Annotated in this window: 28 protein-coding genes and 1 pseudogene; 9 read left to right on the forward strand and 20 right to left on the reverse strand. The window is 58.9% G+C overall.

Going from position 1 to position 24,725, the window contains the following annotated elements:
• Positions 1-108 precede the first annotated feature (108 nt).
• The 7 genes from VV088_RS09425 to tsaD are packed head-to-tail and all read left to right on the forward strand — an operon-like array spanning position 109 to position 3,827.
• Positions 109-498: a hypothetical protein gene (locus tag VV088_RS09425; protein ID WP_334600425.1), complete on the forward strand. Its 390-nt coding sequence runs from the start codon at positions 109-111 to the stop codon at positions 496-498.
• Positions 488-775: a hypothetical protein gene (locus VV088_RS09430; RefSeq protein ID WP_334600426.1), complete on the forward strand. Its 288-nt coding sequence runs from the start codon at positions 488-490 to the stop codon at positions 773-775. The genes VV088_RS09425 and VV088_RS09430 overlap by 11 nt, the downstream gene beginning before the upstream one ends.
• A 12-nt stretch (positions 776-787) precedes the next feature.
• Positions 788-1,420 carry a hypothetical protein gene (locus tag VV088_RS09435; protein WP_334600427.1) on the forward strand — a complete coding sequence of 211 codons (633 nt, stop codon included), beginning with the start codon at positions 788-790 and terminating at the stop codon, positions 1,418-1,420.
• Complete coding sequence (locus VV088_RS09440; protein ID WP_334600428.1) at positions 1,421-1,645, forward strand: hypothetical protein; 225 nt, start codon at positions 1,421-1,423, stop codon at positions 1,643-1,645.
• Entirely contained in the window at positions 1,638-2,312 is a 675-nt protein-coding gene (locus tag VV088_RS09445; protein WP_334600429.1) for a CPBP family intramembrane glutamic endopeptidase, read from the forward strand. Before VV088_RS09440 ends, VV088_RS09445 begins: the two co-directional genes overlap by 8 nt.
• A gap of 46 nt (positions 2,313-2,358) precedes the next feature.
• Positions 2,359-2,820 carry a ribosomal protein S18-alanine N-acetyltransferase gene (gene rimI / locus VV088_RS09450; protein ID WP_334600430.1) on the forward strand — a complete coding sequence of 154 codons (462 nt, stop codon included), beginning with the start codon at positions 2,359-2,361 and terminating at the stop codon, positions 2,818-2,820.
• A complete protein-coding gene (gene tsaD, locus VV088_RS09455; protein WP_334600431.1) occupies positions 2,817-3,827 on the forward strand; it encodes a tRNA (adenosine(37)-N6)-threonylcarbamoyltransferase complex transferase subunit TsaD in 1,011 nt (336 codons plus the stop codon). Before rimI ends, tsaD begins: the two co-directional genes overlap by 4 nt.
• A 171-nt stretch (positions 3,828-3,998) precedes the next feature.
• Here tsaD and VV088_RS09460 read toward each other — a convergent pair whose 3' ends face one another.
• The 11 genes from VV088_RS09460 to VV088_RS09510 form a co-directional block, all read right to left on the reverse strand.
• Positions 3,999-5,054, reverse strand: coding sequence for an IS30 family transposase (locus VV088_RS09460; RefSeq protein ID WP_334600432.1), 1,056 nt, complete (start codon positions 5,052-5,054; stop codon positions 3,999-4,001).
• A 59-nt stretch (positions 5,055-5,113) separates the two neighbouring features.
• Complete coding sequence (locus VV088_RS09465) at positions 5,114-5,326, reverse strand: helix-turn-helix domain-containing protein (RefSeq protein WP_304965975.1); 213 nt, start codon at positions 5,324-5,326, stop codon at positions 5,114-5,116.
• Positions 5,327-5,431: 105 nt separating this feature from the next.
• A complete protein-coding gene (locus VV088_RS09470) occupies positions 5,432-5,674 on the reverse strand; it encodes a helix-turn-helix domain-containing protein (RefSeq protein ID WP_304965974.1) in 243 nt (80 codons plus the stop codon).
• 155 nt (positions 5,675-5,829) lie between these two features.
• Positions 5,830-7,188: a phage tail tip lysozyme gene (locus VV088_RS09475; RefSeq protein ID WP_334600433.1), complete on the reverse strand. Its 1,359-nt coding sequence runs from the start codon at positions 7,186-7,188 to the stop codon at positions 5,830-5,832.
• A complete protein-coding gene (locus tag VV088_RS09480; RefSeq protein ID WP_334600435.1) occupies positions 7,185-7,634 on the reverse strand; it encodes a phage holin family protein in 450 nt (149 codons plus the stop codon). The genes VV088_RS09475 and VV088_RS09480 overlap by 4 nt, the downstream gene beginning before the upstream one ends.
• Before the next feature lie 19 nt (positions 7,635-7,653).
• Positions 7,654-8,487 (reverse strand): Rho termination factor N-terminal domain-containing protein, encoded by an 834-nt coding sequence (locus VV088_RS09485; protein ID WP_334600436.1) that lies wholly within the window; start codon positions 8,485-8,487, stop codon positions 7,654-7,656.
• On the reverse strand, positions 8,463-9,527 hold the full coding sequence (locus VV088_RS09490) for an RNA-directed DNA polymerase (RefSeq protein WP_334600437.1): 1,065 nt from the start codon (positions 9,525-9,527) through the stop codon (positions 8,463-8,465). The genes VV088_RS09485 and VV088_RS09490 overlap by 25 nt, the downstream gene beginning before the upstream one ends.
• Positions 9,528-9,897: 370 nt before the next feature.
• A complete protein-coding gene (locus tag VV088_RS09495; RefSeq protein ID WP_334600438.1) occupies positions 9,898-12,498 on the reverse strand; it encodes a hypothetical protein in 2,601 nt (866 codons plus the stop codon).
• A gap of 11 nt (positions 12,499-12,509) precedes the next feature.
• Positions 12,510-14,549 carry a phage tail protein gene (locus tag VV088_RS09500; protein WP_304965849.1) on the reverse strand — a complete coding sequence of 680 codons (2,040 nt, stop codon included), beginning with the start codon at positions 14,547-14,549 and terminating at the stop codon, positions 12,510-12,512.
• On the reverse strand, positions 14,546-15,244 hold the full coding sequence (locus VV088_RS09505; RefSeq protein WP_334600439.1) for a hypothetical protein: 699 nt from the start codon (positions 15,242-15,244) through the stop codon (positions 14,546-14,548). Before VV088_RS09505 ends, VV088_RS09500 begins: the two co-directional genes overlap by 4 nt.
• Before the next feature lie 2 nt (positions 15,245-15,246).
• Positions 15,247-16,026, reverse strand: coding sequence for a phage tail fiber protein (locus tag VV088_RS09510; protein WP_334600440.1), 780 nt, complete (start codon positions 16,024-16,026; stop codon positions 15,247-15,249).
• A gap of 84 nt (positions 16,027-16,110) precedes the next feature.
• Here VV088_RS09510 and VV088_RS09515 point away from each other — a divergent pair, with 84 nt between their 5' ends.
• Positions 16,111-16,284 carry a hypothetical protein gene (locus tag VV088_RS09515; RefSeq protein ID WP_325293600.1) on the forward strand — a complete coding sequence of 58 codons (174 nt, stop codon included), beginning with the start codon at positions 16,111-16,113 and terminating at the stop codon, positions 16,282-16,284.
• Between the two features lie 138 nt (positions 16,285-16,422).
• On the opposite strand, the gene VV088_RS09520 is transcribed toward VV088_RS09515, so the two are convergent.
• On the reverse strand, positions 16,423-16,956 hold the full coding sequence (locus VV088_RS09520) for a phage tail domain-containing protein (RefSeq protein ID WP_334600442.1): 534 nt from the start codon (positions 16,954-16,956) through the stop codon (positions 16,423-16,425).
• On the reverse strand, positions 16,953-20,336 hold the full coding sequence (locus tag VV088_RS09525; protein ID WP_334600443.1) for a phage tail tape measure protein: 3,384 nt from the start codon (positions 20,334-20,336) through the stop codon (positions 16,953-16,955). The genes VV088_RS09520 and VV088_RS09525 overlap by 4 nt, the downstream gene beginning before the upstream one ends.
• Positions 20,337-20,354: 18 nt before the next feature.
• On the opposite strand from VV088_RS09525, the gene VV088_RS09530 reads away from it, so the two are divergent.
• Complete coding sequence (locus VV088_RS09530; protein WP_334600444.1) at positions 20,355-21,326, forward strand: hypothetical protein; 972 nt, start codon at positions 20,355-20,357, stop codon at positions 21,324-21,326.
• A 185-nt stretch (positions 21,327-21,511) separates the two neighbouring features.
• Here the strand turns inward: VV088_RS09530 and VV088_RS09535 are convergent, their stop codons facing one another.
• From VV088_RS09535 to VV088_RS09565, 7 genes and pseudogenes are all read right to left on the reverse strand, one after another.
• On the reverse strand, positions 21,512-21,901 hold the full coding sequence (locus VV088_RS09535) for a hypothetical protein (RefSeq protein WP_325224795.1): 390 nt from the start codon (positions 21,899-21,901) through the stop codon (positions 21,512-21,514).
• Positions 21,902-21,955: 54 nt separating this feature from the next.
• Complete coding sequence (locus tag VV088_RS09540; RefSeq protein WP_334600445.1) at positions 21,956-22,765, reverse strand: chitobiase/beta-hexosaminidase C-terminal domain-containing protein; 810 nt, start codon at positions 22,763-22,765, stop codon at positions 21,956-21,958.
• 18 nt (positions 22,766-22,783) lie between these two features.
• Positions 22,784-23,218 carry a hypothetical protein gene (locus VV088_RS09545; RefSeq protein ID WP_334598862.1) on the reverse strand — a complete coding sequence of 145 codons (435 nt, stop codon included), beginning with the start codon at positions 23,216-23,218 and terminating at the stop codon, positions 22,784-22,786.
• A gap of 6 nt (positions 23,219-23,224) precedes the next feature.
• Positions 23,225-23,557 carry a hypothetical protein gene (locus VV088_RS09550; RefSeq protein ID WP_334598863.1) on the reverse strand — a complete coding sequence of 111 codons (333 nt, stop codon included), beginning with the start codon at positions 23,555-23,557 and terminating at the stop codon, positions 23,225-23,227.
• Entirely contained in the window at positions 23,554-23,898 is a 345-nt protein-coding gene (locus tag VV088_RS09555) for a phage head closure protein (RefSeq protein ID WP_334598864.1), read from the reverse strand. The genes VV088_RS09550 and VV088_RS09555 overlap by 4 nt, the downstream gene beginning before the upstream one ends.
• Positions 23,899-23,900: 2 nt before the next feature.
• Positions 23,901-24,245, reverse strand: a complete 345-nt coding sequence (locus VV088_RS09560) for a phage head-tail connector protein (protein ID WP_334598865.1) — start codon at positions 24,243-24,245, stop codon at positions 23,901-23,903.
• An 11-nt stretch (positions 24,246-24,256) separates the two neighbouring features.
• Positions 24,257-24,725, reverse strand: a pseudogene (locus VV088_RS09565) (hypothetical protein); the annotation flags it as partial.

Consider the following 24,725-nt stretch of genomic DNA (forward strand, 5'->3'; position numbering starts at 1 on the left):
CGACTGTCCCAAACTCCTTGCAGGGACAAATTCCCTTTGATATACTGAGGATGACCTGAAAACGGGCCGCCGAGGGCGGCGGCCCTTACATTGAGAGGAGGTCATCCCATGAAAAACCGTACTGGTCAAATTTTGCTGATTGCGTTTGTGCTGACCCTGGCCGCATACCTTGTGATGTTCGCAGCCTTCTTTTCCCAGTTTCCGATCAGCGCGTCCCCTCTGCTCCAATTTTTAATTCTGTACTTCCATGCGATTCCCATGCTTCTGATTCAACTGCTTCTGTTCCGGCTGTCCAAGCCCTGGTGGTGGAAACTGCTCCCCTTTCTACCCATGCTCGTGGTCGGGCTGGCCTTTTTACGCATCGCTGAGTGGCATATTCTGGGCTGGATTCTTGTCTTGTGGTGGTGCGCCGCCCCGGCGGCGGGGTGCGTGCTGGCCTGGGCGGCTTACGGGCTGTGTAGGCTGTATCAAAAGGGGGATATCCGCAATGCTCATTAGTGCTGTGTTCTCGCTGTGCTCCACCCTCATCACCTTCGCCATCCTCTGCGCCCCCTTCTGCGGACTCCAGCTGATCCTTTGCCGGTGTTCTATCAAAGCGGTCCGGCTGGCCCCGCTGGTCCTGTTCGGAGCGGGCTTTCTGTGGGGCTGGCAGTATCTGGACCGCCACTACAACTGGGACGCCCTGCTGGGTATTCTGGTTATGTTCCCCTGCGTCCTGGGCCTGATTGGCAGCGGAGCGGGCTGGTTCATCTGGAAAAAGCGCCCCCGCTACTAAGGAGGGATTTCTTTGGACAACGCCGTCTATATCGTCTTTTCCGCCACCCCCACTGGGACAGGGCGGCTCATCCGCAAGGCTACTCGAAACCAGTACAACCACGTGTCCCTCTCCCTTAACCGGGACATCCGCAAGATGTACTCCTTCGCCCGAATCCACCGGGCCATCCCCCTGTACGGCGGCTTCGTGGTGGAGTCCATCCTCCGGTATCAGTCCTTCGCCGGGGCCGCCCGGGTGAAGATCTGCCGGGTGGAGGTGCCCGAGCTCCAGCTGACCTGGCTCCACAACTGCCTAGACCGGCTGTGGAACGAGCGGGAGGAGTACATCTACAACACCCCCGCCGCCCTGGCCTCCCTGGTCCATCTCCGGCCCAGCATCTCCCGGGCCTACACCTGCGTCACCTTTGTCCAGAAGCTGCTGGCCCGGTATGAGCTGGCCGGGGTGACAGAGGCCGACCGGCCCACCGTCCGGGCGCTGGAGCGCCGCCTGACCCCCTATGTGATCTATGAGGGACCCGCTCCTGTCCGGGCCGGAGACTGGGGGGAGGACTCCTACCCGGTGGAGACCACCACCCGCTACGCCGTCTATACCACCGCCCGCCACTTCGGACGCCTGGCCAAACGGGTACTTATGGGGGTGAGCTGAATGAAAGGCAGGAAATGGGCCGGGAGGGGACTGCTGCTGTTAGGGCTTGTCCCGTTTTTGTTCGCCCTTGGCTTCTGCCTCGTCAGCTGCCTGCTTGACAGCGGCAGAACATCATTTTGGGAGTACCTGGTGATGTGGAGCTTTTTATATTGGTACACATATGTAATTGGAATGATTTTGCTCGTACTGTCCGCTGTACTCAGGGAGAAATCAAAGCATGGATAAAAGCAGAAGAAACGCATATGGGATCATGCTCCTTGTTCTGATAGGCTGCGGGATCATGGCCTGGATGGAAGGGGCACTGCGTCCGGTCTATCCGGTGAAATCCGCCCTGAAAATCGCTGTATTCCTGGGCTGCGCCGGGCTGTACACACTCCTGTCCGGGGACAGGAGGCCCTTCCGTGTCCTCCGAAAGGCCGTGGCTGTGAGGCTGGCCGTTCCCCTGGCCCTGGGGGTGCTGGTGTTCCTACTGGGAGGCTACGTGCTCCTCTCCCCCTGGCTGGACCTGTCCGCCATCCCGGAAAATCTGGCCGCCAAGGAGGGTATCACACGGGAGACCTTTCCCCTGGCCGCCGCCTATATTACCCTGTGCAACTCCCTGCTGGAGGAGTTTTTCTTCCGGGGCTTCGCCTTTTTGACCCTGTACCAGATGGGATTCAAAAAACTGGCTTACGGCTTCTCCGCCTTGGCCTTCGCCCTGTACCACGTGTCCATTGCCGACGGCTGGGGCTCCCCCGCTCTTATCGTTCTGATGGTGGCCGGACTCACCGCCGCCGGCCTGCTCTTCAACTGGCTGGACCGGGAGGGGGGCGTTCTCCCCTCCTGGCTGGTCCACATGGGGGCCAATCTTGGTACTAACGGGGTGGGGTTTATTCTGTTCGGCATCCTGTAGGAGTACACATTGTTCGCCCCTACACACCTTAAGAAGGAGTGTTTCTATGTATTACGAGATCGTCCCCATGGACCGCAGCCATATCCCTCAGATTGCGGCGCTGGAGCGGGAGTGCTTCACCGACCCCTGGAGCGAGCATCTGCTGGAGGACGCCCTGTTCGACCCCCAGGCCAGCTTCATCGTGGCCGAGGACGGAGAGGAGGGCAACATCCTGGGTTACGCCGGCCTCCACGCGATTCTGGACGAGGGCTACATTGACAACATTGCCGTGGCCCCCGACGCCCGGCGGCACGGGGTGGCCTCCGCCCTGCTGGACGTGTTCTGCCGCTTCGGGGCGGCCAATCTGGCCTTCCTCACCCTGGAGGTCCGCCAGTCCAACGCCGCCGCCATCGCCCTGTATGAGAAGCACGGCTTTCAGCGGGCCGGCCTGCGTCCGGGCTACTACCAACACCCCCGGGAGGACGCCGTCATTATGACCAGAGAATTTCCAAAGGAGAGCACAACATGAACATTCTAGCCATTGAGTCCTCCTGCGACGACACCGCCGCCGCCGTCGTCCGGGACGGGCGGACGGTGCTGTCCAGCTGCGTGTCCTCCCAGATTGAGATGCACAGCATTTACGGCGGGGTGGTGCCTGAAATCGCCTCCCGGAAGCATGTGGAGGCCGTTTCCGGTCTGGCGGACAAGGCTGTCTCCGACGCCGGGCTGACCAAAGCGGATTTGGACGCTGTGGCCGTCACCTACGCCCCCGGCCTCATCGGGGCAGTGCTGGTGGGGGTTAACTTCGCCAAGGGGGCGGCTCTGGCGCTGGACCTGCCCCTCATCCCCGTCCACCACGTCCGGGGACACATCGCCGCTAACTACATCACCCACCCCGATCTGGAGCCCCCCTTCGTCTGCCTGTGCGTCTCCGGGGGGACCACCGCCATTGTGGACGTGCGGTCCTATACCAGCATGGCCGTCCTGGGTTCCACTCGGGACGACGCCGCCGGGGAGTGCTTTGACAAGGTGGCCCGGGTGCTGGGCATCGGCTATCCTGGAGGCGGTCCCATGGACCGGCTGGCTCAGGGAGGAGACGACCAGGCATACCCCCTCCCCGTCGCCCACGTGTCCGGGGCGGAGCTGGACATGTCTTTCTCCGGCCTGAAAACCGCCAGCCTGAACCTGATCCACAACGCCCAGCAGAAGGGGGAGGCGCTGGACCTGCCCGCCTTCGCCGCCAGCTTCGGCAAAGCGGTGAGCGACAGCCTGATCCCCCGGGTGATGGCCGCCGCCCGGCAGACGGGCTATGGAAAAATCGCCGTGGCCGGAGGGGTAGCCGCCAACCGCCGCATCCGGGCGGACCTCCAGGCCGCCTGCACCCAGAGCGGGGACCGGCTGTTCCTCCCGGAGCTGTGCTGGTGCGGAGACAACGCCGCCATGATTGGCTGTCAAGGCTTTTTTGAGTTCCAGGCAGGACATCTGGCCGGCTGGGACCTGAACGCCTATGCCACACGGGATATCGCCCTGGGATGATGTGCGTTATGTCACCCAGGATGTTTGCACAGTTTCTTTCAGATGTGGAAAACCCAGTGGAAACTGTGCAAAACCTTCTCAGACTCTTTTATGGTCCAGCATTATGTAAATAGCCGGGCGAAAAAAGTGCGCCGTTTGTCAAGAGAAATGCGAAAAATTTTATAAATTTTTTTAGCACAATGCGGGGAGGCCAGGAAAAGCGGCGGCGAAAAGCTCCGCCGCGGTATGGAATCCGAACATTTTCCGAGGATAGTTATTGATCCATTCTGTCGTCTCCCGGAGCTTTTTCCGGGAGACCTTCTTAAAGTCCGTCCCTTTCGGGTGGCGGCGGCGGGTCATGCCGTTTTGTTTCTCATTGGAGCCCCGTTCGCTGGAGCTGTACGGATGGCAATAATAGACCGTCGTCCTCTTTTCTCCCGGGCGTAGACAAGACCGCTCCATACCCTCCACGTCCGCAAACTCGGAGCCGTTGTCAACGGTGATTGAACGGAACACAACCGGGAACAAAGCCCCGAGTTTCCGCTCCAGGCGGTCCAGGGCGGCAACGACCATTTTCGCCTCGCCCGTTTTAATTTTTATGTTTATTTGGTTCCTTGTGACGCGGCCAGTCAGGGCGAGGACCCGCTCCAGGCTCCCGTCCTTGGCGCTCTCTACTGTGTCCATTTCCCAATGCCCGACCTCCTCCCGGGCGTTGATCTCCCTGGGGCGCTCCTCTATGCTCTTACCCCTGCAATTCCGGGCGGCCCTTGGCTTTTGCTTTTCTTTCTTTTTGCCCTGGTTCCGTTTAATGGGGAGGTCTGCGCTTGAAACGCCCGGTATAATCCCCATTTCGATATAGCGGTAAAGGGTCCGGGGCGATATTTTAGTATCAAATTCCATCCCTTTAACCGCAATTTCCCCGAGGGCGGCCTCCGGGGACCGATAGCCGTCCTTTAGGACCTCTCCGAGGTAGTTTGCCAGCTTGTGGTCCTTCCCGATCTTGAGGTCCGGGCCCTTGCCGGAGAATGTGGCCTCGTATTTCTCCCGGGCGATCTCGGGTATATAGCACTCATAATCTATGAGGTCCGTCGTGCGCTGGACGCCGAGGCCCCGCTTGATCTCCCGGTAAATAGTGGAGACGTGCCGCCCGATCTCGTCGGCTATCTTTTGGGGGGTCCATCCATCCTTGAGGCGGGTTTCAATTCGTAGCCGCTCCCTCCAGGTCAAATGTTTATAATGCTTTCCCATAACGCAAGCCTCCAATATATAAAAATCCCCGCTCGACCACTGGCCGGGCGGGGTTGTGTTTATATCAGGTCCCGAGGGTGTACGCCGAGGGCGTCCGCAAGGGCGAGGGCGTTCTTTAGGGAGGTATTCTCCACTTTTGAGGTCCCGCCCTCTATCCCTTGTATTTGCCGGATACCTACGCCGGATAGCTCCGCAAGCTCGCGGAGCCCGAGCCCCCGCTCGGCCCGGAGTTTTGCGAGTTTGCTTGTGCTGGCCGTTGTTCCCTTTCTCATGCTGTCCGCCTCCCTTGTGTTTGTGCCTCTTATATTACGCTAATTTTACCACAAAGTCAAGCCCCAAAAATCCGCCGGGGGAAATTCTTCCCGCGGCGGGTGTTTCTATCCCGATCCGATCAGCCAATCCGCCGAGACGGCGAAAATTTTCGTTAAGGCGAGGAGCTCATAGTCGGTCACAAGGCGGGAGCCGCTCTCGATCCGGCTTATTACGTCCTGTTCCATAATGACGCCCTCCGTGGTCATTTTTGCCGCAAGGGCAGACTGTGACAATCTGGCCCGGAGGCGTAGCTCTCGGACGCGGTCCCCGGATATGTTCCCCTTTCCCTCAAACTGGAATTTTTTCACGGTTCCGCCTCCTTGCTATGGAAATACCCCATATTTTAATTGACTTTAACATGAAAAAGCCCCCTACTCATGGTAATATTCCATAGCTTATCAAAAGAAAAGGCGTACCAAAAGCAAAGAAAAGGGCCGGAGGCGTTACCCTCCAGCCCTTTTTTCTACTGCTTGCCCTCCCGGGCGTCGTGATATGTGGCCGCCACGACCACGGCCTTGAGCGTCTCCTTGCGGAGGTTGAGGTCCGTCTCGCATACCTCCGCCGGGGTTCCGCCGTTCACGGCTCCGGCCTCCAGGAGCGCCGCGGCGGTGGGTTTCCAGTATTCCGGGACGTCCTTCAAATCCTTATAGATCGGGTTTTCCTCGTCGAGGACCTCCCGGACGGTCTCCCGGATCAGTGCCTTTAATTCCTCTTTGCTCATGTTCTCGATCTCCTCCTCATAGTTGATATAGGGGATTTTCCCCCACTTGGTCCACTTGCGGGCGTTGTATCCGGCCTTTGTCCCGATATTGGAGACGGCGGTCACTTGGACCTTGTTCCTCCATTTCGGAGTACATTCGACCGCGAGGCCGTCCCCGATATATACCCCAATATGCCCCTTTACCCATACCGCCGCCCCGGGGACGATCCGGGAGAAATCGGTGGAGACCTCCTTACAAATTTTAATCATGCCGTCCGCCGACACGTCCGGGCAAGCCCCCGCCGCAAATGCCGCCGCGGTCGGGTAGGTTGCGCCGCCATATCTTTTGGAGACGTCCCCGCTCCAGCCCCACAAAATCCCTTTTATGAGGTTGACGCAATCAAAGCCGAATGTATCGGCGGAGGCGGCGTTGATCCGTGCCTTTTGTGCCTCGCTTGTATTGTAGGCGTGATTTTTGGTATATCTCGCCTTGTTCTCCGGCGTCATAGGGGCCCCAAAGCACCCCATGATATAAAGGGTTTTGAAATTCCCCGCCACGGTGAGGAGCTTGTCCACAAACACGCCGGAGGGCATGAGGCCGGAGGTGTCCGCCGGAGCGTATCGGTCAAAGTAGGTTTTCCCGTACCCGGCGCGGCGGGCCCGGGCGGCCTCGCCCTGGTCGGCGGGCCGCTCAAACTGGAGGAGGACGGCGTCGGAGGCGGTTCGGACGTCCTGGGCGCTTTTCAGCGTGGAGAGGACGCCCTTGTAACTCCCGGCGAGCTCCTGGAGCAAAAAACCGACCTGTGTCTCCAGGTCCCCCACGGACCGACCCGCCGCCCGGACATAGGCCAGGAGGGCCGCCTTGCGGGTCTTATAGGTCCACTGTGCGAGGCCATACCCCGCGCCGTCCCCGGCGAAATTGGTATAGGTTCCGGCGTCCACGGCGGCGGTATAGGCGGCGTCTGTGAGGCCGAGCTTTTTCTCGTGGGTGTTTTGCAAGTTCGCCGGGTTGAGGCCGCTCTCGGCGTAAAGGTTCCCCATGAGCCCCGCCGCCCCCGCGGGCGTCAAGCCCGCGGCGGTGAGGCGGCTCCAGATATAGTTTTCTCTTTCTGCCCCCGTCATTTCAGCAACTCCTCCCCCTTATTTTCCGTGGTACTTTTCAGCTTTTCAATCAATGCCACAAGGAAAGACGGGAGCGGGACGCCGATCTGCGAAATGTTCTCAAGGATCGAAATACACTCATTGAGAACGAGCCAGATTGTCACGAGGAGGCCGAAAAAGAAGAATCCGCCGAAATCGACCTCGATCTGGCCCGCCGCCGTCTGTACCACCCAATCGGCCACAATCGCCACGACGACGGCCAGGAGATAGGCGGCCTTTTTTACAATCCCCATAATTCCCACGCGGGAACAAAGCTCGCCCCGGGTCCATGCCCGGACCATGCCAGAGATATAGTCCACGACCATAACAAGGAAAAGGACCGCCACGGGGAGGGCGAGTTCCTGGAAGTATGCCGCGGCTCCGGCCACGGCGGCGGCGATCACGCCACGAAAAATATTTTCTTTCATTGTCTTTTGTTCCTCCTTCTTAAAGCTCGGCCTTTATGGCCGCCACAATATCCGCCTTGAGGGTTTTCCCGGCGAGGCTGATCCCGTGCTCCTTGGCGTATTCTTTGAGTTGGGGGATCGTCATAGCCTCCAGGTCTGCGGCCTCCGCCGCCGCGGGCGCGGGCTTGTCCGGGAGGCTCCAGGCGTCCGGGTCGTCGTCCGGGCCGAAACTCGTCTCCCGGATACACTCCCGGACGGTCCCGTCTGTCCAAACCATATACTCGCCCGCCTTATATGTATCATGGGCCCCCTGGACCTCCACAAAGGGGCGGGCGGTCTCCGGCGTGTTTCCGTGGAGGGGCCTCCAGAATGTGCGCCACGCGGTCCCCTCCGGGGAAATGTCCGGGTAAACCGCGCTGTCGTGCTCCTGGAAACACTCCCACGTCTGGCCGCCCGCGTTCCGCACGTCCCCGACCTTATAGGCGGCCCCGGGGCTCCAGTCCTCATAAAGGGCGGAGACCGCGATCCTCTGGCCGTCGTCGAGGTCCAGCCCCGGCAACGTCAGGCGGGCGATCTTTGCGGCGGCGATCGTGGCCTCCGGGCCCATGCGCTGGACGGTCGCGGCAACGGGGAGGGTGTGGTCCACCTCCACAAGGACGCTCTCCAGCTCGTACCATTCATAGAAAAAGCCTCCTTCCTGGGCCTCGTGAATCAGGGCCCCGATTATGCACTCGTAAACGCTCCTTTTGTCCTCCTGTGCTCTTGTGAAGGATACGACGGGGTCCAATACCTGGATCGCCTCGTCGGATTTAATACGGAGGTAGCGGCGGGGCCGCCCGCCGTCCCTCATTATGCCGATCGTGTATTCAAGCATAGGTTTCTCCTCCTTTTGTCCGCCTCCCGGACGGCGTTTTTCAAAACTGGCCGGATCGGGAGGACGTGCTTTTCATACTGTTTCTTTCCCGCACAATGTTTAAGCTGTCCGGCCCTGGACAGAATCCCCCGGGCCTGTTTCGGGTCTACCCGCCGCCGCGCCTCGATCCGTTTACTCGCCCGTGTGCATTGTCTTTTTAGGCGGAGGAGGTTCCGCTTGCGGATCAGGGTTAAGCCCCGTTTCATGCGATACCCCACGGCGTCGACCATGCGCTTTCGGGTATTGTAGACTTGCCAATTTTCCTTTAGGCGTAGGCCCATACGGGCGAGGTATTCCATGATCGCCCGGATCGCCTTGTGGAGCCTTTTCTTGTTCGGGCCGAAAAAAGTAAAATTATCAATATACCGCCCATATCGGCGGATACCGAGCTTTTCCCGGATATAGTGGTCCAGGGGCTCAAGTACGGCGTTAGCGAGCCATTGAGAAATATAAAAGCCTATTTTGATCCCGGCCTTGATGATCTTCCATATCAGGGCGAGAAATTCCCGGTCCTTGATTTTCCTGCAAAGGAATCTCATAACCACGCGAGGAGATAGGGAATCATAGAATTTTTTAATATCCGCCTCGCCGCCGTACTTTGTCCCCTTGCGGTCTTTGTCGAGCCATTTCTCAATCGCTTTTTTCTCCCTGTGCGGGCCCCGGCCCGGGATACTCCCACAACAAAAATAATCCATGCCCCGCATAAGGATGGGCTTTAAGACTTGGACGATCATGTGGTGGATATATTGGTCCGGCCAGAGGGCGGGCTCGTTGATAATCCTGGTTTTCCCTGCGGTGGGGTCGTACCGCTCAAAGGTCCGGGCGGGTTTCGGGTGGAAGTTCCGGGCGATCTTGCAAAGCTCCTCCGCCCGTTCCTCCTTCGTCCGCTCCACCCATTGAGCGGTTTTATTGTCTTTGCGATCCTCGTTTATTTCCTCGATCGCCTGGAGGGCGTTCTCCTTTTTGCAAAGCCTCTCCATGAGGAATCCTATTCTTTTCATGTTTCGCCTCTCGGATGTAAATAAATTTTCTTATTCACCTCACGGTCTTTCAAACCAAAAAGGCTTACTAAACCATGTCCCTACGGCAATTTTTACCGAGCGGTACGGAAAAGGCTACGCGGTGAGACTATGTCTTGAATAAGTAGGCGCGAGCCGAGGTTGGCGTTGGTGTTGGCGGGCGTGTTGTTGCCGTTGAGGTAGAACGGCCCCGCGTTGGTGCCGTTGCCATAGTTGCCGCCGATATTGAGGGCCCGGACCCCGGTGTTATAATTGCAATAATCCGGGACGCGGGAGCCAAAAAGCCCGGTCGCATAGCGTAGCCAGTCCCTTTTTATTTGTATCCCTCCTTTTCGTCAATGTGTGTTTATCGTTACCTCCGGGGGGTTGCGACCCCCCGGTCCCCCCGGCGGCTACGCCGCCCGAGGGAGCTTTTGAAGGCGCGAGCCGAGGCTGGCGTAGGTGTTGGCGGGCGTGCTGTAGCCGTAGAGGCAGAACGGCCCCGCGTTGGTGCCGTAGCCATAGTGCCGCCGATATTGAGGGCCCGGACCCCGGCGTTATAATAGCAATAATCCGGGACGAACGTCGTCTCGGACCCGCCGATCTCCGAGGGATAAATAAAACTCGGGTCGTTGGTGTCGTGGCCCCATGCCTTGATCCATCCACTCGACGCGGCCCGTTTGTTGCTCCGCACCACGGCCCCGGTCCCGTTGTAGGCGTCGGAGAAGTTAGCCGGGTTGTTATAGGTGCAAATATTGGTATCGGAGAAAATGATCCCGTCTCTCCACTCGCGGACGTTGCCCCACGGGTTTTCAATGTTCCGATACTGGACGGCGGTCTGGCCGTCTGTCCCCGCGGCGCGGCCTGTGTGGTAGGTCATGGAATCGGTGGCCCCGGTGTTGATCTTTGCGCCGGAGCTTACGTTACCCTGTCCGATCGCCGTCTGGCCGTTCCAGTCCGCATATTCCACGATATACAAAAACCACCACGTCAAATGTAAAGCAATATCCGCTTGCCAATACTCCGCGCCGAGGGCATGAATCCCGCTCCTGAAGGTGGCGAGGGGCGTCGAAACTTTCGGGGCCTGTCCGCTCCTGGACATATAGGAGCCGTCGCACTCATAGCGGCCAATATAGACAACATCCCGCTCGCCGACTCCGTCCCCGCGGTCCCGGTGGGCCGGGGAAACCTGATAGCCCGGGGTCGCCTTGTCCGCGATCTGGACCTTAAAGGGCGCGTGAGATACCTTTACCCAATATTTCGGAATTTTCACAAGGACGTTATTCCCGTCCGTTACTTTTGTCATGCCGGACCACGGTAGGCGGTTGTCAAAGGGGGAGGACCCGGCCCCGTTTCCCACGGCTGGGACGGGGTCCGTAAAGAGGGCCGCGTCGTCGCCTCTTGTGAGCTTGGTCGTGCTGGAGCCGTCCCATGCCGCGCTATAAATATGGACATATGCGAGGGAGAGGGTTTTTGTCTGGCCGTTCGCCGTGATCTGTACCGTCCCGCTCGCCTCCTGTCCGCTCTTGGTGGCGGTTATGGTGTAGGTGCCCGCCTCCTTTACTGTAAAGACGACGGAGCCCGTGGAGGTCTTTGTCTGCGTGTTGGAGCCCTTCGCACAAGTGACGGTTGAGCTGCTCTCCACGTTGACGGTAATCGTAGCGGAGAAAAATTCAAGGTTGAGGACTTTCGACTGGCCGCCCGCCGTGATCTGTACCGTCCCGCTCGTGGTCTCTCCATTCATGGAGCCTGTGATCTGCCACGTCCCCGCATTGTGGACCATAAACACGACGGAGCCGTTGGAGGTCCCTTCGAGGGAGGTCTTGCCGTCCGTACAAGTGACAAAAGCCCCGGCGGCGATATTGACGGTAATCGTGGATCGGAAATATTCAAGGGTGAGGGTTTTCGCCTCGCCGGAGGCGGTGATCTGGACCGTCCCGCTTGTGGTCTCGTCTCCCGTGGTGGCCGTTATGGTGTAGGTGGCCGCCGAGGTGACGGTAAAGACGACGGAGCCCGTCTCGGAGGTTTTGGTCTGCGTTTTTCCGCCGCCCTCACATACCACGGAGGAGCCCGCCTCCACGTTGACGGTAATCGTGGACTCGAAAAAGGCCAGGGCGGCGGCGTACTGCTTCGCCGTGTCCACCACGATCTCGACGGTGTTCGAGGGGAGGCCGTCCCGCTCCGCCGAGACGCTCCAGGTCCCATAATCCGGGACATTGAACACGACCGCCGCGCCCGTGGAGGTCTGCTCGTAGCTCTTGGAGCCGTTGGAGCACGTCACAACGGCCCCCGCCGCCACGGTCACAATAATTTGAGGGTAAAGCCCGCCCGCCGCCTGGGCGGTCTCCAGGGCCTCGTCCGCGGTCTTTTTCGCCTCTCCAGCCTCTTTCTTCGCGTTGCTGGCCTCCGTGGAGGCGGAAGTGGCCGCGGTCTGTGCCGTCTCCGCCGCGCCCTGGGCCGTGGCCGCCGCGTCCGCCGCGGTCTGTGCGTCCTTCTTTGCCTGTCCCGCGTCCTGGGCCGCTTTCTCCGCCGTTTCCGCCGCCTCTGTAGCTTTACCCTCCGCCTCGCTTGCGGCCTCTTGTGCGGCCCTTGCGGCGTCCTGGGCGGCCTTTGCGGCCTCCCCCGCCTCCGTTGCCGCGCCCGCCGCCGCCGTGGCCGCGCCGCGGGTCTCCGAAATGGCGGCGATCAGGTCGGCGTGATCCTTCGCGGTGAAGTTCCGCCCGATCAGCTCGCCCGCCGTCCAGGCCCGGGCCGCACCCTCGACCCCCCGCTTGCACCCGGAGAGGGCGGTCTCCGTTTTGGCGGTGTAGAGGATGGTCTCTCCCTCCTCGTCCGTTCCAATGGTAGCGAGGTTCGGGGCGGGCGGAAACGCCGAGGCGTCCGAGACCTCAATAATGGTATCCGCCGCGCCGAGGTTGTTTGTGAGGGTGGCTTGCGGCGAAAACGCAATACCGGGATAGAGCACTGTTGCCATAGAAAAACCTCCTAAACTGTTTTATCCCCGCGGGATTGTATAAAGCCCTGGACAATTAGATCAATGCTGATATAGGCGAGGTCGTCCGGGCGGACCTCCAGGGACAACCAGCTCCCCCGGGGGATCATGTTGTCCGAGCCTGTCAATAGGTCCGTAATATCAAGCTCCGCCGTCCTCCCGGAGAAATCCGCTTTTTTTATCCCATTGATATAAAGCCCGAATTTTTGAGGGTTCCCATATTGATAAATCCCCGGCGTGATATTGTGGGAATGGGAGGGGACCGTTACCTTGTGGGAGTGCCCCGGGATCGTGATCGTGTGCCTATGGTCCGGGATGGTGACGCGGTGAGAGTGGCCGGGGATCGTGGTCGTGTGGGAGTGTGCCGGAATGGTGAGCCTGTGCGAGTGGTCGTCTACGGTGTGCGTGTGCGGCGGGATGGTATGGGAGTGGGCCGGGTGGATATGGGCACCGGAATCCACCCATACTTCGTATCCGTCCGCAATCACGGCCCCGTTTTCATCCACGCCCCCATATATTGCAATCCGCACTCCGTTATGGAGGCCGTGGTTGTGGACCGCTTGCCCGGTGGTCTGGCTCGGGAGGACGTTCGAGCTTTCGAGGGCCGTCGCGCTGGAGGTGGCCCCGCCGCCGCTGGAGGTGGTTTGTCCGCCGCCGCTTGTGGTGGTCGAGGTGGTCCGGCCCCCGTCCGAGCTTGTACGGGTTTGGTCGTCGCTGGTGGTGGTGGTTGAGGTGGTCCGGCCCCCGTCCGAGCTCGTGCGGGTTTGGTCGTCGTTTGTGGTAGAGGTGACAACCTTCGCGGCGTCGCTCTCCGTGCTCTTGGAGTAGGCCCGGAATTTTGTCATTCGCACCTTGACGAGGACCTTGTTTATAATCCGCATTTCCTCCGGGATGAAAAAGTCCATTACCGCCCCGGAGGAGCGGTCACAATTCGCCTGGAGGGCTTGGCTATAAATTTGGGTTGCTCCCTGGGCGTATGTCTGCTCAATCCTCTGGCGGTCCGCCATATCGGCCAGGGAGGAGGCGATCGAGGTCTCCTTGTTCGCCACAACCAGGGAGGACCGCTCCGCGTCCTCATAGTCCCGCTTAATCTCTGTTATGAACGTGTCCACGCTCTCCCCGATCTCCGGGTAAACCATACGGAGGCGTTTTCCGACCTCGGCCTTGTCAAAGTCGGAGGCGGTCATTTCCTGATAGCCGACCGAATAGGAGACGGCGGGTTCCTGGAGCTCCCGGAGCATAGCCTCCGCCGCGGCCTTGAGGGAGGCCGGGTCCTCATAGCGGCGATCCGTCCATACCCTTTCGATAATCCCGTATTTGTCCGTGATTGCTTTCGGGCTCTGGAGGTATGGGACGCCGCCGTTTACGCTCCCGATCCCGAGCTGGTTCACGCCCTCGCCATAGCCGAGGGGATAGAGGCGGGTCACAATATTTTGAGGGTCCCGGCTCCGCTGGTAGCTTGTCATATTGTGCCGCCGCCGGACGTACATTTCCGGGCGCCCCGTGGTGTCCAGGCGTTTGAGAGACAGCCGCCACGGATAAACCGCCGTATTTGTCCGCCATATGTAGGGGCCCGCGAGGGGTGTCGCCACGGAAAATAGGGCGGAGAGGAGGGACTCTTGCTCCCACCCATATTCAAATTGGTTTCTATAGTCGCACTCGTCCAGGACCCAATTTTTCACAAGCTGGTGATCCAGGACGTACCGGATCACGTCGGGGGTATAGGTCCCGAGGTTCCCGACAACGTGATACCCGAAAAGAATATTGTCAATCAGAGTTGCGAGGACGTGCTCGCACTGATAGGCCACGCTCCCGGACTCGTCCACGGTCAGGGTCTCGGGCATGATCCGGTAAAGCTCCCCGCCGTTGTGGCGGACGTAATAGAAGGGCTTGCAATACTCATTTTTCGGGTCCTTATACGGGAGGGAAAAATAGAAATACCAAACGGCGTTAATCCGTTCCTGTTCTGAAATGGCGTGAGCGTTCTCCGCGATCGCTACCCGCCGCCGCGATTTATCAAAAATTTCTATCATAGGTATCTCTCCGTATAAATGAGCTGTCCCCGGAGCTGGCCGCCGGAGGCGCTTTCGATAATGAGCCGGAGGAGTTCCCGGGATACGTTGATCCAGTCCCCGGACTGTGTATGCAAGGCGTTTTCCCCATTCAAGAGAACGAGAAAAAGCTCGCTGTCAATCCGCAATTCTCCCCCGGGCGGGATCGTGAGCTGGAGGGTTGTCCGCTCCGTGGTCTGTGAGGTCGCCTCTAACATGGAGGTCAGGACCTCGGAGACCTTGAGGGAGGCCGTGACATTCTTCGAGCCCGCCGCCGCCGCGGTGAGACGGTCCGCAAGCTCCAGGGGCGCGGGGACATTCTTCGAGCCCTGGGCCCGGGCGGCCAGCACGTCCCGGACGGTCAGGGCCGCGGGCGTGTTCTTCTGTCCGTATATGGAGCCCTGGATGGCCTCGGAGAGGGCGGCCCGTGTCACTACGTCCGCCGACATTCTCGCCGTCGTAAATAGGCGGTCAGCCGCCGAGAACGTGGAAATAACAGAGACCGTCCCCCGCGCGGAGCCCTGGAGGGCCTCCGCGTATTTGTCCCGGAAATCAACGGGGATCGCGGCCCCGGCAACCGCCCCCATAGCCTCGGAAAAGCTCTCCGCGATCTCGACCGTCTTTGCCTCCTGGTTGACGGAGTACCGGGCGAGGCTATACCGTCTATCGTTATACATGATTAGTTGATCCCTACCTCCACGGCCCCCTCCGCAATCGTGGGCATATATCCGCGCTTGAGTTCCACGGACTCCGTCAGGGGCTTAATATAGACGGGCTCGCCGGAGGTCTCGGCGGAGTAGAGGGCGGAATAGGTCCAGGTCCCCCACGCGGTCGAGGGCCTTGGAAACGCCGCCGCCTGGGAGTTGCGGGCGATAATCTGGCCGGAGGTTTGCTCCGTCGGGGCCCCGAATGTGAGGGGGACGCGCTGGTAATTGTCCCCGGACAGCTCGGAGCCGGAGGACTCCGGCGATCCGTTCCAGAGGGAAAAATAGGGTGTGATCCCTTGGATAGAGTTTCCCCGGAGGACGTTCAAAACCTTTGTTTTCCACGCCTTGGAGAGGTTCCCGGTGAGATAGAAAAGCACGTCCCCGGCCAGGAATACGGGAGGCTCCTCCGCCCCGATAATGAGGGGCTCCACAAGCTCGCCCCGGGCGAGCATATTCCCGCCCGTGAGGGAATCCACGACGCCGATATGGGTAATGGTGCCCGCCGCCGAGACGGGGGTCGGAAAAGTAATGTCGGTGAGGTTCTGGACCCCGATCCCGCCGTTGGAATCCGCCGGGGCGGAAAAGTCAATTTCCATCCGCTTATATCCGGTATAGCTTACCTCTGTTCCTGCCGTGCCGCTTTCCCCTGGGTCGTTGAGGTAAAGGGCAAGGTAGCATTTCGCCGGAGCCGCAAAGGTGACGCCGCGGAGGGCGTTCAAAATCCCATTTTCCAGGTAGTCGCAAGCGTACATAATTAAACACTCCTTTTCGCATTTCTCCGTTGCCGCTCTTTCCTTTCTGTGGTAAACTTTCTTCCAGAAAAGGGGGTGATACGAATGATTCCAATGAACGAAAACGCGGCAATCACAAATTCAATCGAGATTGCTAAAATCCTTTGCGCGGCCCGCGGCGATAGATACCCTATCGACGTAGACAGCGCAAACGAGATCGCGGATTTTATTGAAACGCTTCAAAAGCGTTTCACGGAACGCTCGGACAAATCCGATTGATAGTCTCTGCCAGCAAGCACATAGACTCGGATAGTTTCGCAAGTTCCATATAATCCCGATTTTTTGTTTCTGCGGAACGCTCGGAAAGTAGCTGTAACTGCTTTTCGAGCGTTTCTTTGATCTTGTTTTTGTCCATAGTCAAACACTCCTTTTTATAGCTGTTATAGTGATGGTGAGGACGTCCGCGTCGGAGAGGTTCCTCAAAACGATAATGCAAGGGGTCTCCGCTGTGCCCCGGTAGTCGACCGGGTTCTCCCCGGAGGTGATCGGCTGGGTCACGGTCCGCCCGAGGGCAAAAGGCGGGTTATAGTTCCACGTGAGATCAAACTCCCCGTATTTAAGGTGTTGCGCCATAGGGGGCCCGCCGGAGATACGGGCCGTATAGTATTTATCCGGCTCTTTATCGTAGGCGAGCCGCCCGGTGCCGGACAGCCAATAGGCGATCTCCCGGCATACCTCCGGGACGGTTTTCCCTTTCGGGCACTTAAACGCACAATGAATCGTCTCCGCCCGCTCGTCGTACACATTCCCGGCCACGCCGTCATAATAGCCGGAGCGGCCCGGGATCACGACCTTTCCCTCCCGCCGCGGGGGGAGAATGATCCGGCTCGTGTCCTGTGTATAAATTCCGAATTTGCTACTATGGACGCCCCGGAAAGAAAAACCGCTCATAAACTGCCGCCTCCTCTCGACCTCTTTTTCTGTTCCGTGAGATAGTAGAGTTCCCGGGCGACCCGCTCAACGTCGGAATCGTCCCGGACCTCCAGCTTGTCCACATAGATAGTGATACCTCCAGTTGTTCCGCCGTCCTGGCCCCGGACCGCCGCCACGATCGCCGCGGTCTGTCTGTTGATGGCCGCCGAGGTTGGCGGTTCCTCCACGCTGGAGGGGAGGCTTTTCTCCATAGCCGACAAAGCGGTCCGGCCCGCGTCTGCGTAGGTCTCCGCGAGGTTGGCCTTTTCTGCCTCCGCGCCCTTTATAATGCCTTGAATATCAAAGCGGCCCGCCTCGTTGAATTTCTTCGAGGGGGAGGCTTGTTCGACCTCCTTCTTGTAGGCGGCGAGGGCGGCGCGGCCCATTTCGGCATACTTCCGCACGAGCTCCGCCTTTTTACTGGCCGTTCCGTCTATGAGCCCTTGCATATTGTTTTCGCCGATCTGATAGGCGTCGTCGGATAGGTCCATATCCTGGATCGCGTCGTCCAGGTCCCGGACAAGTTCCTCCATTTGATCCGAAAAATCGGTTTCCATTTCGGCCACGGTCTCGGAAAACGCCTCTTTGCCCTTCTCCACCTTTGCGAGCTGTTCATTGAGGGCAGCTATATCCTCCTCGCCGCCCTCCACAATGGCCGCCAAAATTTGCGCGGACTCCTCGGAGCCGTCGGACAGCTTTTTAATTAAGCCCTCGTCCACACCGAGCTCCATAGCCTTTTGAATGTTGGCCGCGTAGGTTTCCATATAGGAGACCTGTCCTTGTAGGGTCCCGATCAGGTTGTCAATGGAGGTTTTCGCCGATCCGTCCAGCTCATTAAAGAGGCCGAGTTGTCCGTCTATGCTCTCCATAGCGGCGTTATAACTTTCCTCATAGGCCGCTTGGAGGGTCTCCATTTTGGCGGTTATATCCTCCACGCGGGAGGTCATTTCCTGGGTTTTGGCGGCGGCCTCCGCCTGTTTCTCCCCGTATTCCCGGGACGCCTCCTCCAGTTCCGCGATCTGTGCGGCGTTTTCTTCCTGGGCGGCGGTGAGTTCGTTAATATCATTTTGGAGTGTCCTGGTGTTCCCGGAGCCTGTTTCCTGGGCGGTGTTTAATGCCTCTTGAGCCTCCTCCAGGCGGGCGGATATTTCCGACTGTTCTGTGTAGAGTTCAGACAAGCGGGCGACCTGGGCCTCATATTCCTCTTGTGCGGCGGCCTTTTCGACCATAGCCGAAACCTCGGCGGCGGTGAGGCCCTCCAGGGCGTCCCGCTCCGCGTCATAGGCGAGATTGAGCCCGGGGACGCTTTCGTTTAGTTGGTTTACGAGTTCAGAGATCGCCGCCTTTTGTGCGGCGGACTTTTCCTCTACGGCGAGGAGTTCCTCCAGTGCGGCGGCGCTTGCGGCGGTGGACTCCTGCTCCGCCTCCATTGTCTCGGACAATTCCTCATAGGCCGCCTTTGTCTCCTGGAGTGACCCCGTAAAGGCTTTTGTTTCCTCGCTCGCGGAGGTCATCATAAAAGCAAATGCGCCGACGGCGGCAACAGCCGCAACGGTGGCCGCCGCAATCAACCCTATCGGATTAGCCTCCATAACCACATCAAGCGCGGCAGTTGCCGCTACCACGGCAGTAACTCCCGCCGCAAGTGTGCCGAGCCCTATGACAACCGCCGCAACAGCTTTCACGACCGCTGGGTGTTCGTTTGCGAAATCTGCCGCCCATGTGAAAGCGTCCGTCCCTACGTCGTACAATCTTTCAAGTGACGGATTTAATTGGTCTCCGACGGCGATTTTCAGATTTTCCGCGGCGTTTGTCATTCGCTGGTGTGCAAACTCCGTTGTATCCGCCATGATCTGAAAATTGCGGTCGACGGCCCCGGAGCTGTTCGCCATAACGCCGAGGGTCCGGTCAAATTCTTCTGCCCCGGTATTGAGGAGGGAGAGGGCCGCCTTGCCCGCCGTGGTGCTACTCCAGAGGTTGGAGAACGCGGTCGCGTCCCCGTTCGCGCTATCGGAGAGGATCGCCATAATGTCCCCGAGATTGGAGCCGCTCGCCATGAGTTCGGAGAAGCTCTTTCCGGTTTGATCCTCCAGAATCCCGGCCACGTTGGAGCCGTTCTTTGCCAGCTCGTCAAACATAGCGCCGAGGTTCGTCGTCGAAATAGCCGTATTTGTTCCGCTTTTAGTAAGGATTGCATAGGCGGTCGTCAGGTTTTCGAGGCTTACGTTGTAGGCGGCGGCGGACGGGATCACGCGGCCCATGTTGGCGGCCAGCTCTCCGACGGAGGTCTTGCCCTCGTCCTGTGTCTTTACGAGCATAGAGGCCACGCGCTCGGCCTCTGTTCCCTCCAGCTTGTAGGAGTTAATCGCGGTTGTCAGAACGTCAACCGCCGTCGACGCCTCCGTAAAGCCCGCCGCCGAGGTCTTTGTGGCCGTGGCGACAAAGTTCACAACGTCCGCCGTATCCACACCCGCCGAGAGGGCTTGATAGGCCGCCTCGGCCAGTGCCCCCACGGCGACGCCTGTCTCGCCGGACAAGGTCACAAGTTCCGTTTTGAGGGTTTCCAATGGGACGACGCTTGTATCTGCCAGTGTGGAGACCTTCGCCATAGAAGTTTCAAAACTTTCTGCGGCCTTTGCACACTCCATAAGAGTGTCTGCGATCTCCTTCACGGTTTTAGCAATTCCCGCCGCCGCTAATACGGTGGCGAGGTTGTCGATTGCGCTTTTTGCTCTTTCGCCGAATTTCCCGGACTCCTCTCCTGCTTTTTTTGTCTCCTTCCCGTATTTGTCTATGGAGTTCGCGCACCCGTCGGCGCTTGCCCTTGCCTCACTCAAATATCCGTTATTTTTCCCTATCTCGTCGGATAAAGTGTTGAGTTCAATCTTTGCTCCGTTTAATTGTTTTTGCCAGTTCTGGACCCCACGCTCCGCCGCCGCCTGTCCGGCCTGGGCCTCCTCAAGTTCGGCGTTCCATTTGTCGAGTTCCTTTGTGAGGGCCTCTTGCTCTCTGGAGGTGTCCCCGGTGGACCTCCGCAAGGTTTCAAGGGCCCGCTCACACCGCTCTATATTGCTTTGTGCCGTTGATACCCGGGAGGAGTATTCCTCCTGTGCCCGCTGGGCGTTGCGGAGGGCGGCCTCCAGGGTGGAGACCTTCTCCTGTTGCTTTTTATACATGGAATCCAGGGCGGCCCCCTTGGCCGTGAGGGCCTCCATGCTGTTAGCGTTTCCGCGAAATTCGCTCTCCACGAGCGCAAGGCCCGACTTGAGCGTGGACAGTTCGGAATTACAAGCGGCGATCGCCTGTTTATATTGGGCCTCACCCTCGACGGCGAGTTTTGTCGAGATTGTCCTTGCCATGCGCGGCGGCTCCTTTCTATGGCAATAATCAATTTTTTACTTGACATTACCATATTTTCGGGTGATAATTTCCCTTGTGAAATGCAACATTTTCGCGCTATTATTGGAGGTGTTTTTATGCGGAAAAAATATCTTTTGTGTTTTGTGCTTATGCTTGCGTTTGTCCTTTCCGCTTGTGGAACAAGCGCGGGGGAGGGAGCGACGGATCAGGAATTGCTCGACCAATATCGCGAGCGAGAGGCGCAAGCGGAGGAAATCGCCCCACGCCTGGAGGCGGCTCTTTATGGTATTTGTGACAGTGACAAGGCGGATATAAGCGTCTCGAACACGTCCGGGACTATCAATTCTTTTGTTGAAGTCCTGTCGAATAGCGCCGATCGTGCCGATTTTGGTTTGATTGTTTCCTCTCTTGCTACACGCTTTATTGAATTGCCGGGGGAATATAACGATTATTCTTTTGGGGACATATCGTTTTTTTATTACACCGCTATGCGTAACGGAGACAAAATCGGTGATCCTGTACTAACATACACTCTCGGCGTTGATGAAGATACCGGGCGGCTCATGGAGCCCGATGGTGATTTATCTATGCGGCTTATGACGCCCGAGGAGGTATATTATTACTTGTCCGGCGTGTCTCCCGATACGAAATCAATCCCCGATCCAACCACGTTACAAGAGACGTCTTTCCCTGAAAATGCTTTTAATCCCGCTCCAGAGGGGGTGTTTTCCGGTCCCTCTGTTCTCAATGATACGGAGGAGTACGAGGGGCATACTTTCTATATATCCGGTACAGTCTCCGAATGGGTAGAGGTCAGAAATTCGGAAATGATCCGCTTTTCTACTGAATACGGCGATCTTTTTGTTGACTCCTTTCTTATTCCGATCCCCGAATTTTCCGCCGGAGATCAAATAACCTTGTTCTTTGAGTATGGAGAATGGAATACCGCCCGAAAAATCCCCGTCGTTTACTATGCTTATCACGAATAATCTCCGCCGCCGGAGGGGTTCGCCCCTCCGGCTTTATTCGTCCTCCGGCTCCCGCTCCTTCTTTACGCCCCGGGCCTGGAGGTAAAGCTCCCAAAGGTCCCCGATCTCTCCAGGTGTGGAGAGGAGGGTCTCTTTTTTTGAGAGGCCGCCCGCTGTCCCCATGCGGATGTAATGGGCGCGGGTTACTACGTTTTTTTTTGCGTGTTGAGCTCCGCAAGGCCGAGGTCCACCTCGTCGGCGTCTGCCTCAATCTCCCGGCCATAGCCGAGGGTCAGGGCGGATGGGATCGCAACCTTGAGGGCGGCGATCTCACTCGGAGCCATTGTCGCCGCGATTGTCTCGGCGTCCGTCATAGGTTCCGGGTCATACCCGAGGCCGCGCCGGACGAGCTCTCCTTGTTCTGCCAGGATTGCGGCGGCCTTGCAAGCGGCGGAAAATCCCTCCCGTGTGTCGCCCTTGATAGCTTCGATCATTTCGCCGGACCCGCCGAAAACTTCTTGAATTTGAAACATAGCCTCCACGGTAAAGGCGAGGTATCGCACCCGGCCCGCAAGGTTGATTTTTACGCTTTTCATAGCGCCCTCCTGTAAATTCTTGTAGGGAGGCGGGTTGTCCCGCCTCCCTGTGTGTTACTCCGTCAGGGTATAGTGAGCCTCCAGCACGTCGGAGGCGGCGAATCCCTCAGCGGTGGCGATCGCCTTAATCGTGGTCTCCTCCGTAATCTCAATGGGGGAGGAATAGGCGGGGGAGGTCTCGGTCGGGTCGGAGCCGTCTGTGGTATAGCGGATCACGGCGTCCGGCGTGGTGGTGGCGAGGGCAACGGTCGCGCCGCTGGCGACCGCACCCGCCGCGGGCGTGGCCGTGGGCGTGGCGGCCCGTTTCTTCCCCTTGAGCTGTTTCTTGATCCAGTCGATCGCCTCGGGCTCCGTCTTAAACTCCTCCGTAAACCTCCAGTCGCCCGTCTCACAAGCGAACACTGTAAAAGTCGTGTTGTTGGTCCCGAATGTGATACTGTCGGTTTTGGTCTGCGCGGTGTCGTTTCCGAGGGCGGCCTTGACGAGGGGATAGAAATAGCCCTTGTAAAGGACCTTTTTCCGCCTCATAAGTTTCTTGAAGTACGCAAGGCCGCCCGCCGGGGGATCGTCCCCGACATTGTAGCGGACCATTTTCCCCTCTACGGTGCAACCGTACACGACGCCCGCGACGGGGTCCTCCATGTCGTCGGTCTCCATAGCGATAGAGCCGGAGGAAAACTCCTCCACGCTCTCGGCGAGGCCGTCGTCGGCAAAGAGCTTGCCGGAGGCGAGGTTTACGGTGAGGTCCGCCTTGACGAGGCGGCCCACCCGGACGGGGTCCTGGTCCTTATAGACCGGGAGCTTGCCCTCCGGCTCCTCCGCCACGGGGTTAAAATAGGGATATTTCGCCCCAAAACTTGCCATAGTAAAACCTCCTAAAATTTATAGGTTTCTGCTGTCGAGAAATTGGTTATAGACCCGCTCTCCGGCGTCTATCGCCTCTTTCTCTTTCTTCTTGTTCGCGGCGTCGATCGCGGGGCGGGCGGCTATGTGCCGCCCCGGGGCCCCGTATTCGTTGATAAAAGCGATCTCGGCGTTTCTTGTGGACCTCCCGCCGCGCTTGCGGGTCCCCTGGGGGTAGATGGTGAGGGAGCGCCCGTCCCGATCCTTTTTGACCTTCCCCTTTTTGACTGACTTCGAGGAAATCCCCAAAGAGTGCGGCCCTGTCCACTGTTTTTCAATCTCCGCCCGCTGGGCCGGGAGAATAACGCCCGCCTCGGCCTCAAGAATCCCCTCAACCACGCTATCCGGTAGGCGAGCCAGGGCGGCGAAATCGTCGGAGAGGGCGTCGAGCCCATTCACGGTGAGGCGTCCCATTCTCTTTCATTCCTCCTCTAAGCCCTCGACGGTTTCACACTCAAAAACATGGTGCTGACCGTCTTTATCCGAGGCGTTGGTATAGGCCGGATAGGTGAAGCCCGCCGAGGCGAGGGCTTTCTTAACGGCCCGCCGCTTTGCGGTAATGTCATAGCCGAGAGGGGCGTATAGATGGACCTGGACGGAGACCCGCTCCTGTTCCGGCTCGTCGTCCCCGTAATTGATCGGGGTTGTGTGGTAATTGAACGTGATGTAAACCGCTTTCTTGCCCTCGTAGGCGTCCGCCTCTGCGGGCGCTATAGGCTCCAGGACGGCCCGCAAGGTTTCATTGATACTCACCCCTCCCCCTCCTTGTCCGGCCCCTCCTGGGCCGTTTCTGGCGGCTCCTGGGCCTCTTTACAGTTTAGCTCGTAGGTCTCGCCGCTTTCGGTGTAGGCCCTCACGACCTCATAGAGGCGGCCCTCGTACTCCACGAGGGTCTCCTCCTGGTAGTCCGCGCCCCGCACCTCCAGGACGAGGGCGATCTTGTCCCCGGCCTGTTTTGCCGTGTAAAACTCGGAGCGCGTGGCGGTCTTTTTGTTGGCGAATACCTCCCGCCGCGTCTTGACCGTTTCCTTGTAGCCGTTCGGTTTTACCCTTTTTTCCTCTCGAATGAGGGCGGCCTCGTCTCTCCAGTACACGGCTACACCTCCCCGCCGACGTAGTCCGAGGACATAGCGAGGGAGACCTTGAGGCGTTCATAGACGGCCCGGAATTTTTCCGCGTCCTCATTGTCGAGGCCAAACTCCGCCTTGATATAGTTCATAACCGCCCGCTTAATGAGTGGGTCCTCCTCGTCCTGGGCCCGCTCGGGGAGGACTCCGCCGAGGGCGAGGTCCTCCCGGGCGGCGCGGATCAGGTCCACGATCTCCCCGTCAAACGCTGTCGACTTCGTTCGTACAGCCTGCCTCCCCGCGGCGAGATACTCCTCCGAGACGTCCGCCGCGGGTTCCCGGGCGGCGGGGCTCCGGCCCGTGCTCTCGCTCATGCTCCGCCTCCTTACGCCCCGGCGCTGGCCTTTTTCTTGATACGGAGGAATCCGTTTTCGGTGATAACATTCCCGCCGATCATAGCCTCGCCCATGACGGCGAGGAGGCCCTCCGCGAACTTATAGTCGCGGGAGACTTCCACGGTGTAGGGCCCGAACAAGTCGAGCTGATAGGCCAGGGGTTTCCCGTATGCCATGCAATAGGAGCCCGCCGCCGAGGTGGTCTTGGAGAGGGCGGGGAGCTCGTCCACAATGCAGAATTTCACCGCGAGGCCGCCGTCCTTGATCGTGCCCGTGGTGGTGCTGTTCTCGGAAAACTCAATTTCGTAAACGGCCTTTTTCTCGCTGGTCCCGCGAATGTCGCCGAACGCGATCAGGTCGTCCTTGTTGAGGAGAAGAACACCGCCGCCCTCGACATTGTTCGCGCCGCCATACTTGAGGGCAATCGTGCGGAGGGTTTTCTCGTCGATCTTGCCGATC

The organism is Lawsonibacter sp. JLR.KK007, from assembly GCF_036941135.1.
In the GTDB taxonomy this organism is placed as follows: Bacteria; Bacillota; Clostridia; order Oscillospirales; family Oscillospiraceae; genus Lawsonibacter.

Bases quoted from the DNA above. Each gene is read 5' to 3' on its own strand.
- VV088_RS09515 (WP_325293600.1), top strand. From the start codon at position 16,111: ATGATTCCAATGAACGAAAACGCGGCAATCACAAATTCAATCGAGATT.
- VV088_RS09490 (WP_334600437.1), bottom strand. From the start codon at position 9,527: ATGAAAAGAATAGGATTCCTCATGGAGAGGCTTTGCAAAAAGGAGAAC.
- VV088_RS09485 (WP_334600436.1), bottom strand. From the start codon at position 8,487: ATGCTTGAATACACGATCGGCATAATGAGGGACGGCGGGCGGCCCCGC.
- VV088_RS09505 (WP_334600439.1), bottom strand. From the start codon at position 15,244: ATGTATAACGATAGACGGTATAGCCTCGCCCGGTACTCCGTCAACCAG.
- VV088_RS09535 (WP_325224795.1), bottom strand. From the start codon at position 21,901: ATGAAAAGCGTAAAAATCAACCTTGCGGGCCGGGTGCGATACCTCGCC.
- VV088_RS09480 (WP_334600435.1), bottom strand. From the start codon at position 7,634: ATGAAAGAAAATATTTTTCGTGGCGTGATCGCCGCCGCCGTGGCCGGA.
- VV088_RS09530 (WP_334600444.1), top strand. From the start codon at position 20,355: ATGGCAATAATCAATTTTTTACTTGACATTACCATATTTTCGGGTGAT.
- VV088_RS09430 (WP_334600426.1), top strand. From the start codon at position 488: ATGCTCATTAGTGCTGTGTTCTCGCTGTGCTCCACCCTCATCACCTTC.
- VV088_RS09560 (WP_334598865.1), bottom strand. From the start codon at position 24,245: ATGAGCGAGAGCACGGGCCGGAGCCCCGCCGCCCGGGAACCCGCGGCG.
- VV088_RS09475 (WP_334600433.1), bottom strand. From the start codon at position 7,188: ATGACGGGGGCAGAAAGAGAAAACTATATCTGGAGCCGCCTCACCGCC.
- VV088_RS09520 (WP_334600442.1), bottom strand. From the start codon at position 16,956: ATGAGCGGTTTTTCTTTCCGGGGCGTCCATAGTAGCAAATTCGGAATT.
- VV088_RS09510 (WP_334600440.1), bottom strand. From the start codon at position 16,026: ATGTACGCTTGCGACTACCTGGAAAATGGGATTTTGAACGCCCTCCGC.
- VV088_RS09545 (WP_334598862.1), bottom strand. From the start codon at position 23,218: ATGGGACGCCTCACCGTGAATGGGCTCGACGCCCTCTCCGACGATTTC.
- VV088_RS09425 (WP_334600425.1), top strand. From the start codon at position 109: ATGAAAAACCGTACTGGTCAAATTTTGCTGATTGCGTTTGTGCTGACC.
- VV088_RS09540 (WP_334600445.1), bottom strand. From the start codon at position 22,765: ATGGCAAGTTTTGGGGCGAAATATCCCTATTTTAACCCCGTGGCGGAG.
- VV088_RS09500 (WP_304965849.1), bottom strand. From the start codon at position 14,549: ATGATAGAAATTTTTGATAAATCGCGGCGGCGGGTAGCGATCGCGGAG.
- VV088_RS09440 (WP_334600428.1), top strand. From the start codon at position 1,421: ATGAAAGGCAGGAAATGGGCCGGGAGGGGACTGCTGCTGTTAGGGCTT.
- VV088_RS09465 (WP_304965975.1), bottom strand. From the start codon at position 5,326: ATGAGAAAGGGAACAACGGCCAGCACAAGCAAACTCGCAAAACTCCGG.
- tsaD (WP_334600431.1), top strand. From the start codon at position 2,817: ATGAACATTCTAGCCATTGAGTCCTCCTGCGACGACACCGCCGCCGCC.
- VV088_RS09460 (WP_334600432.1), bottom strand. From the start codon at position 5,054: ATGGGAAAGCATTATAAACATTTGACCTGGAGGGAGCGGCTACGAATT.
- VV088_RS09495 (WP_334600438.1), bottom strand. From the start codon at position 12,498: ATGGCAACAGTGCTCTATCCCGGTATTGCGTTTTCGCCGCAAGCCACC.
- VV088_RS09525 (WP_334600443.1), bottom strand. From the start codon at position 20,336: ATGGCAAGGACAATCTCGACAAAACTCGCCGTCGAGGGTGAGGCCCAA.
- rimI (WP_334600430.1), top strand. From the start codon at position 2,359: ATGTATTACGAGATCGTCCCCATGGACCGCAGCCATATCCCTCAGATT.
- VV088_RS09445 (WP_334600429.1), top strand. From the start codon at position 1,638: ATGGATAAAAGCAGAAGAAACGCATATGGGATCATGCTCCTTGTTCTG.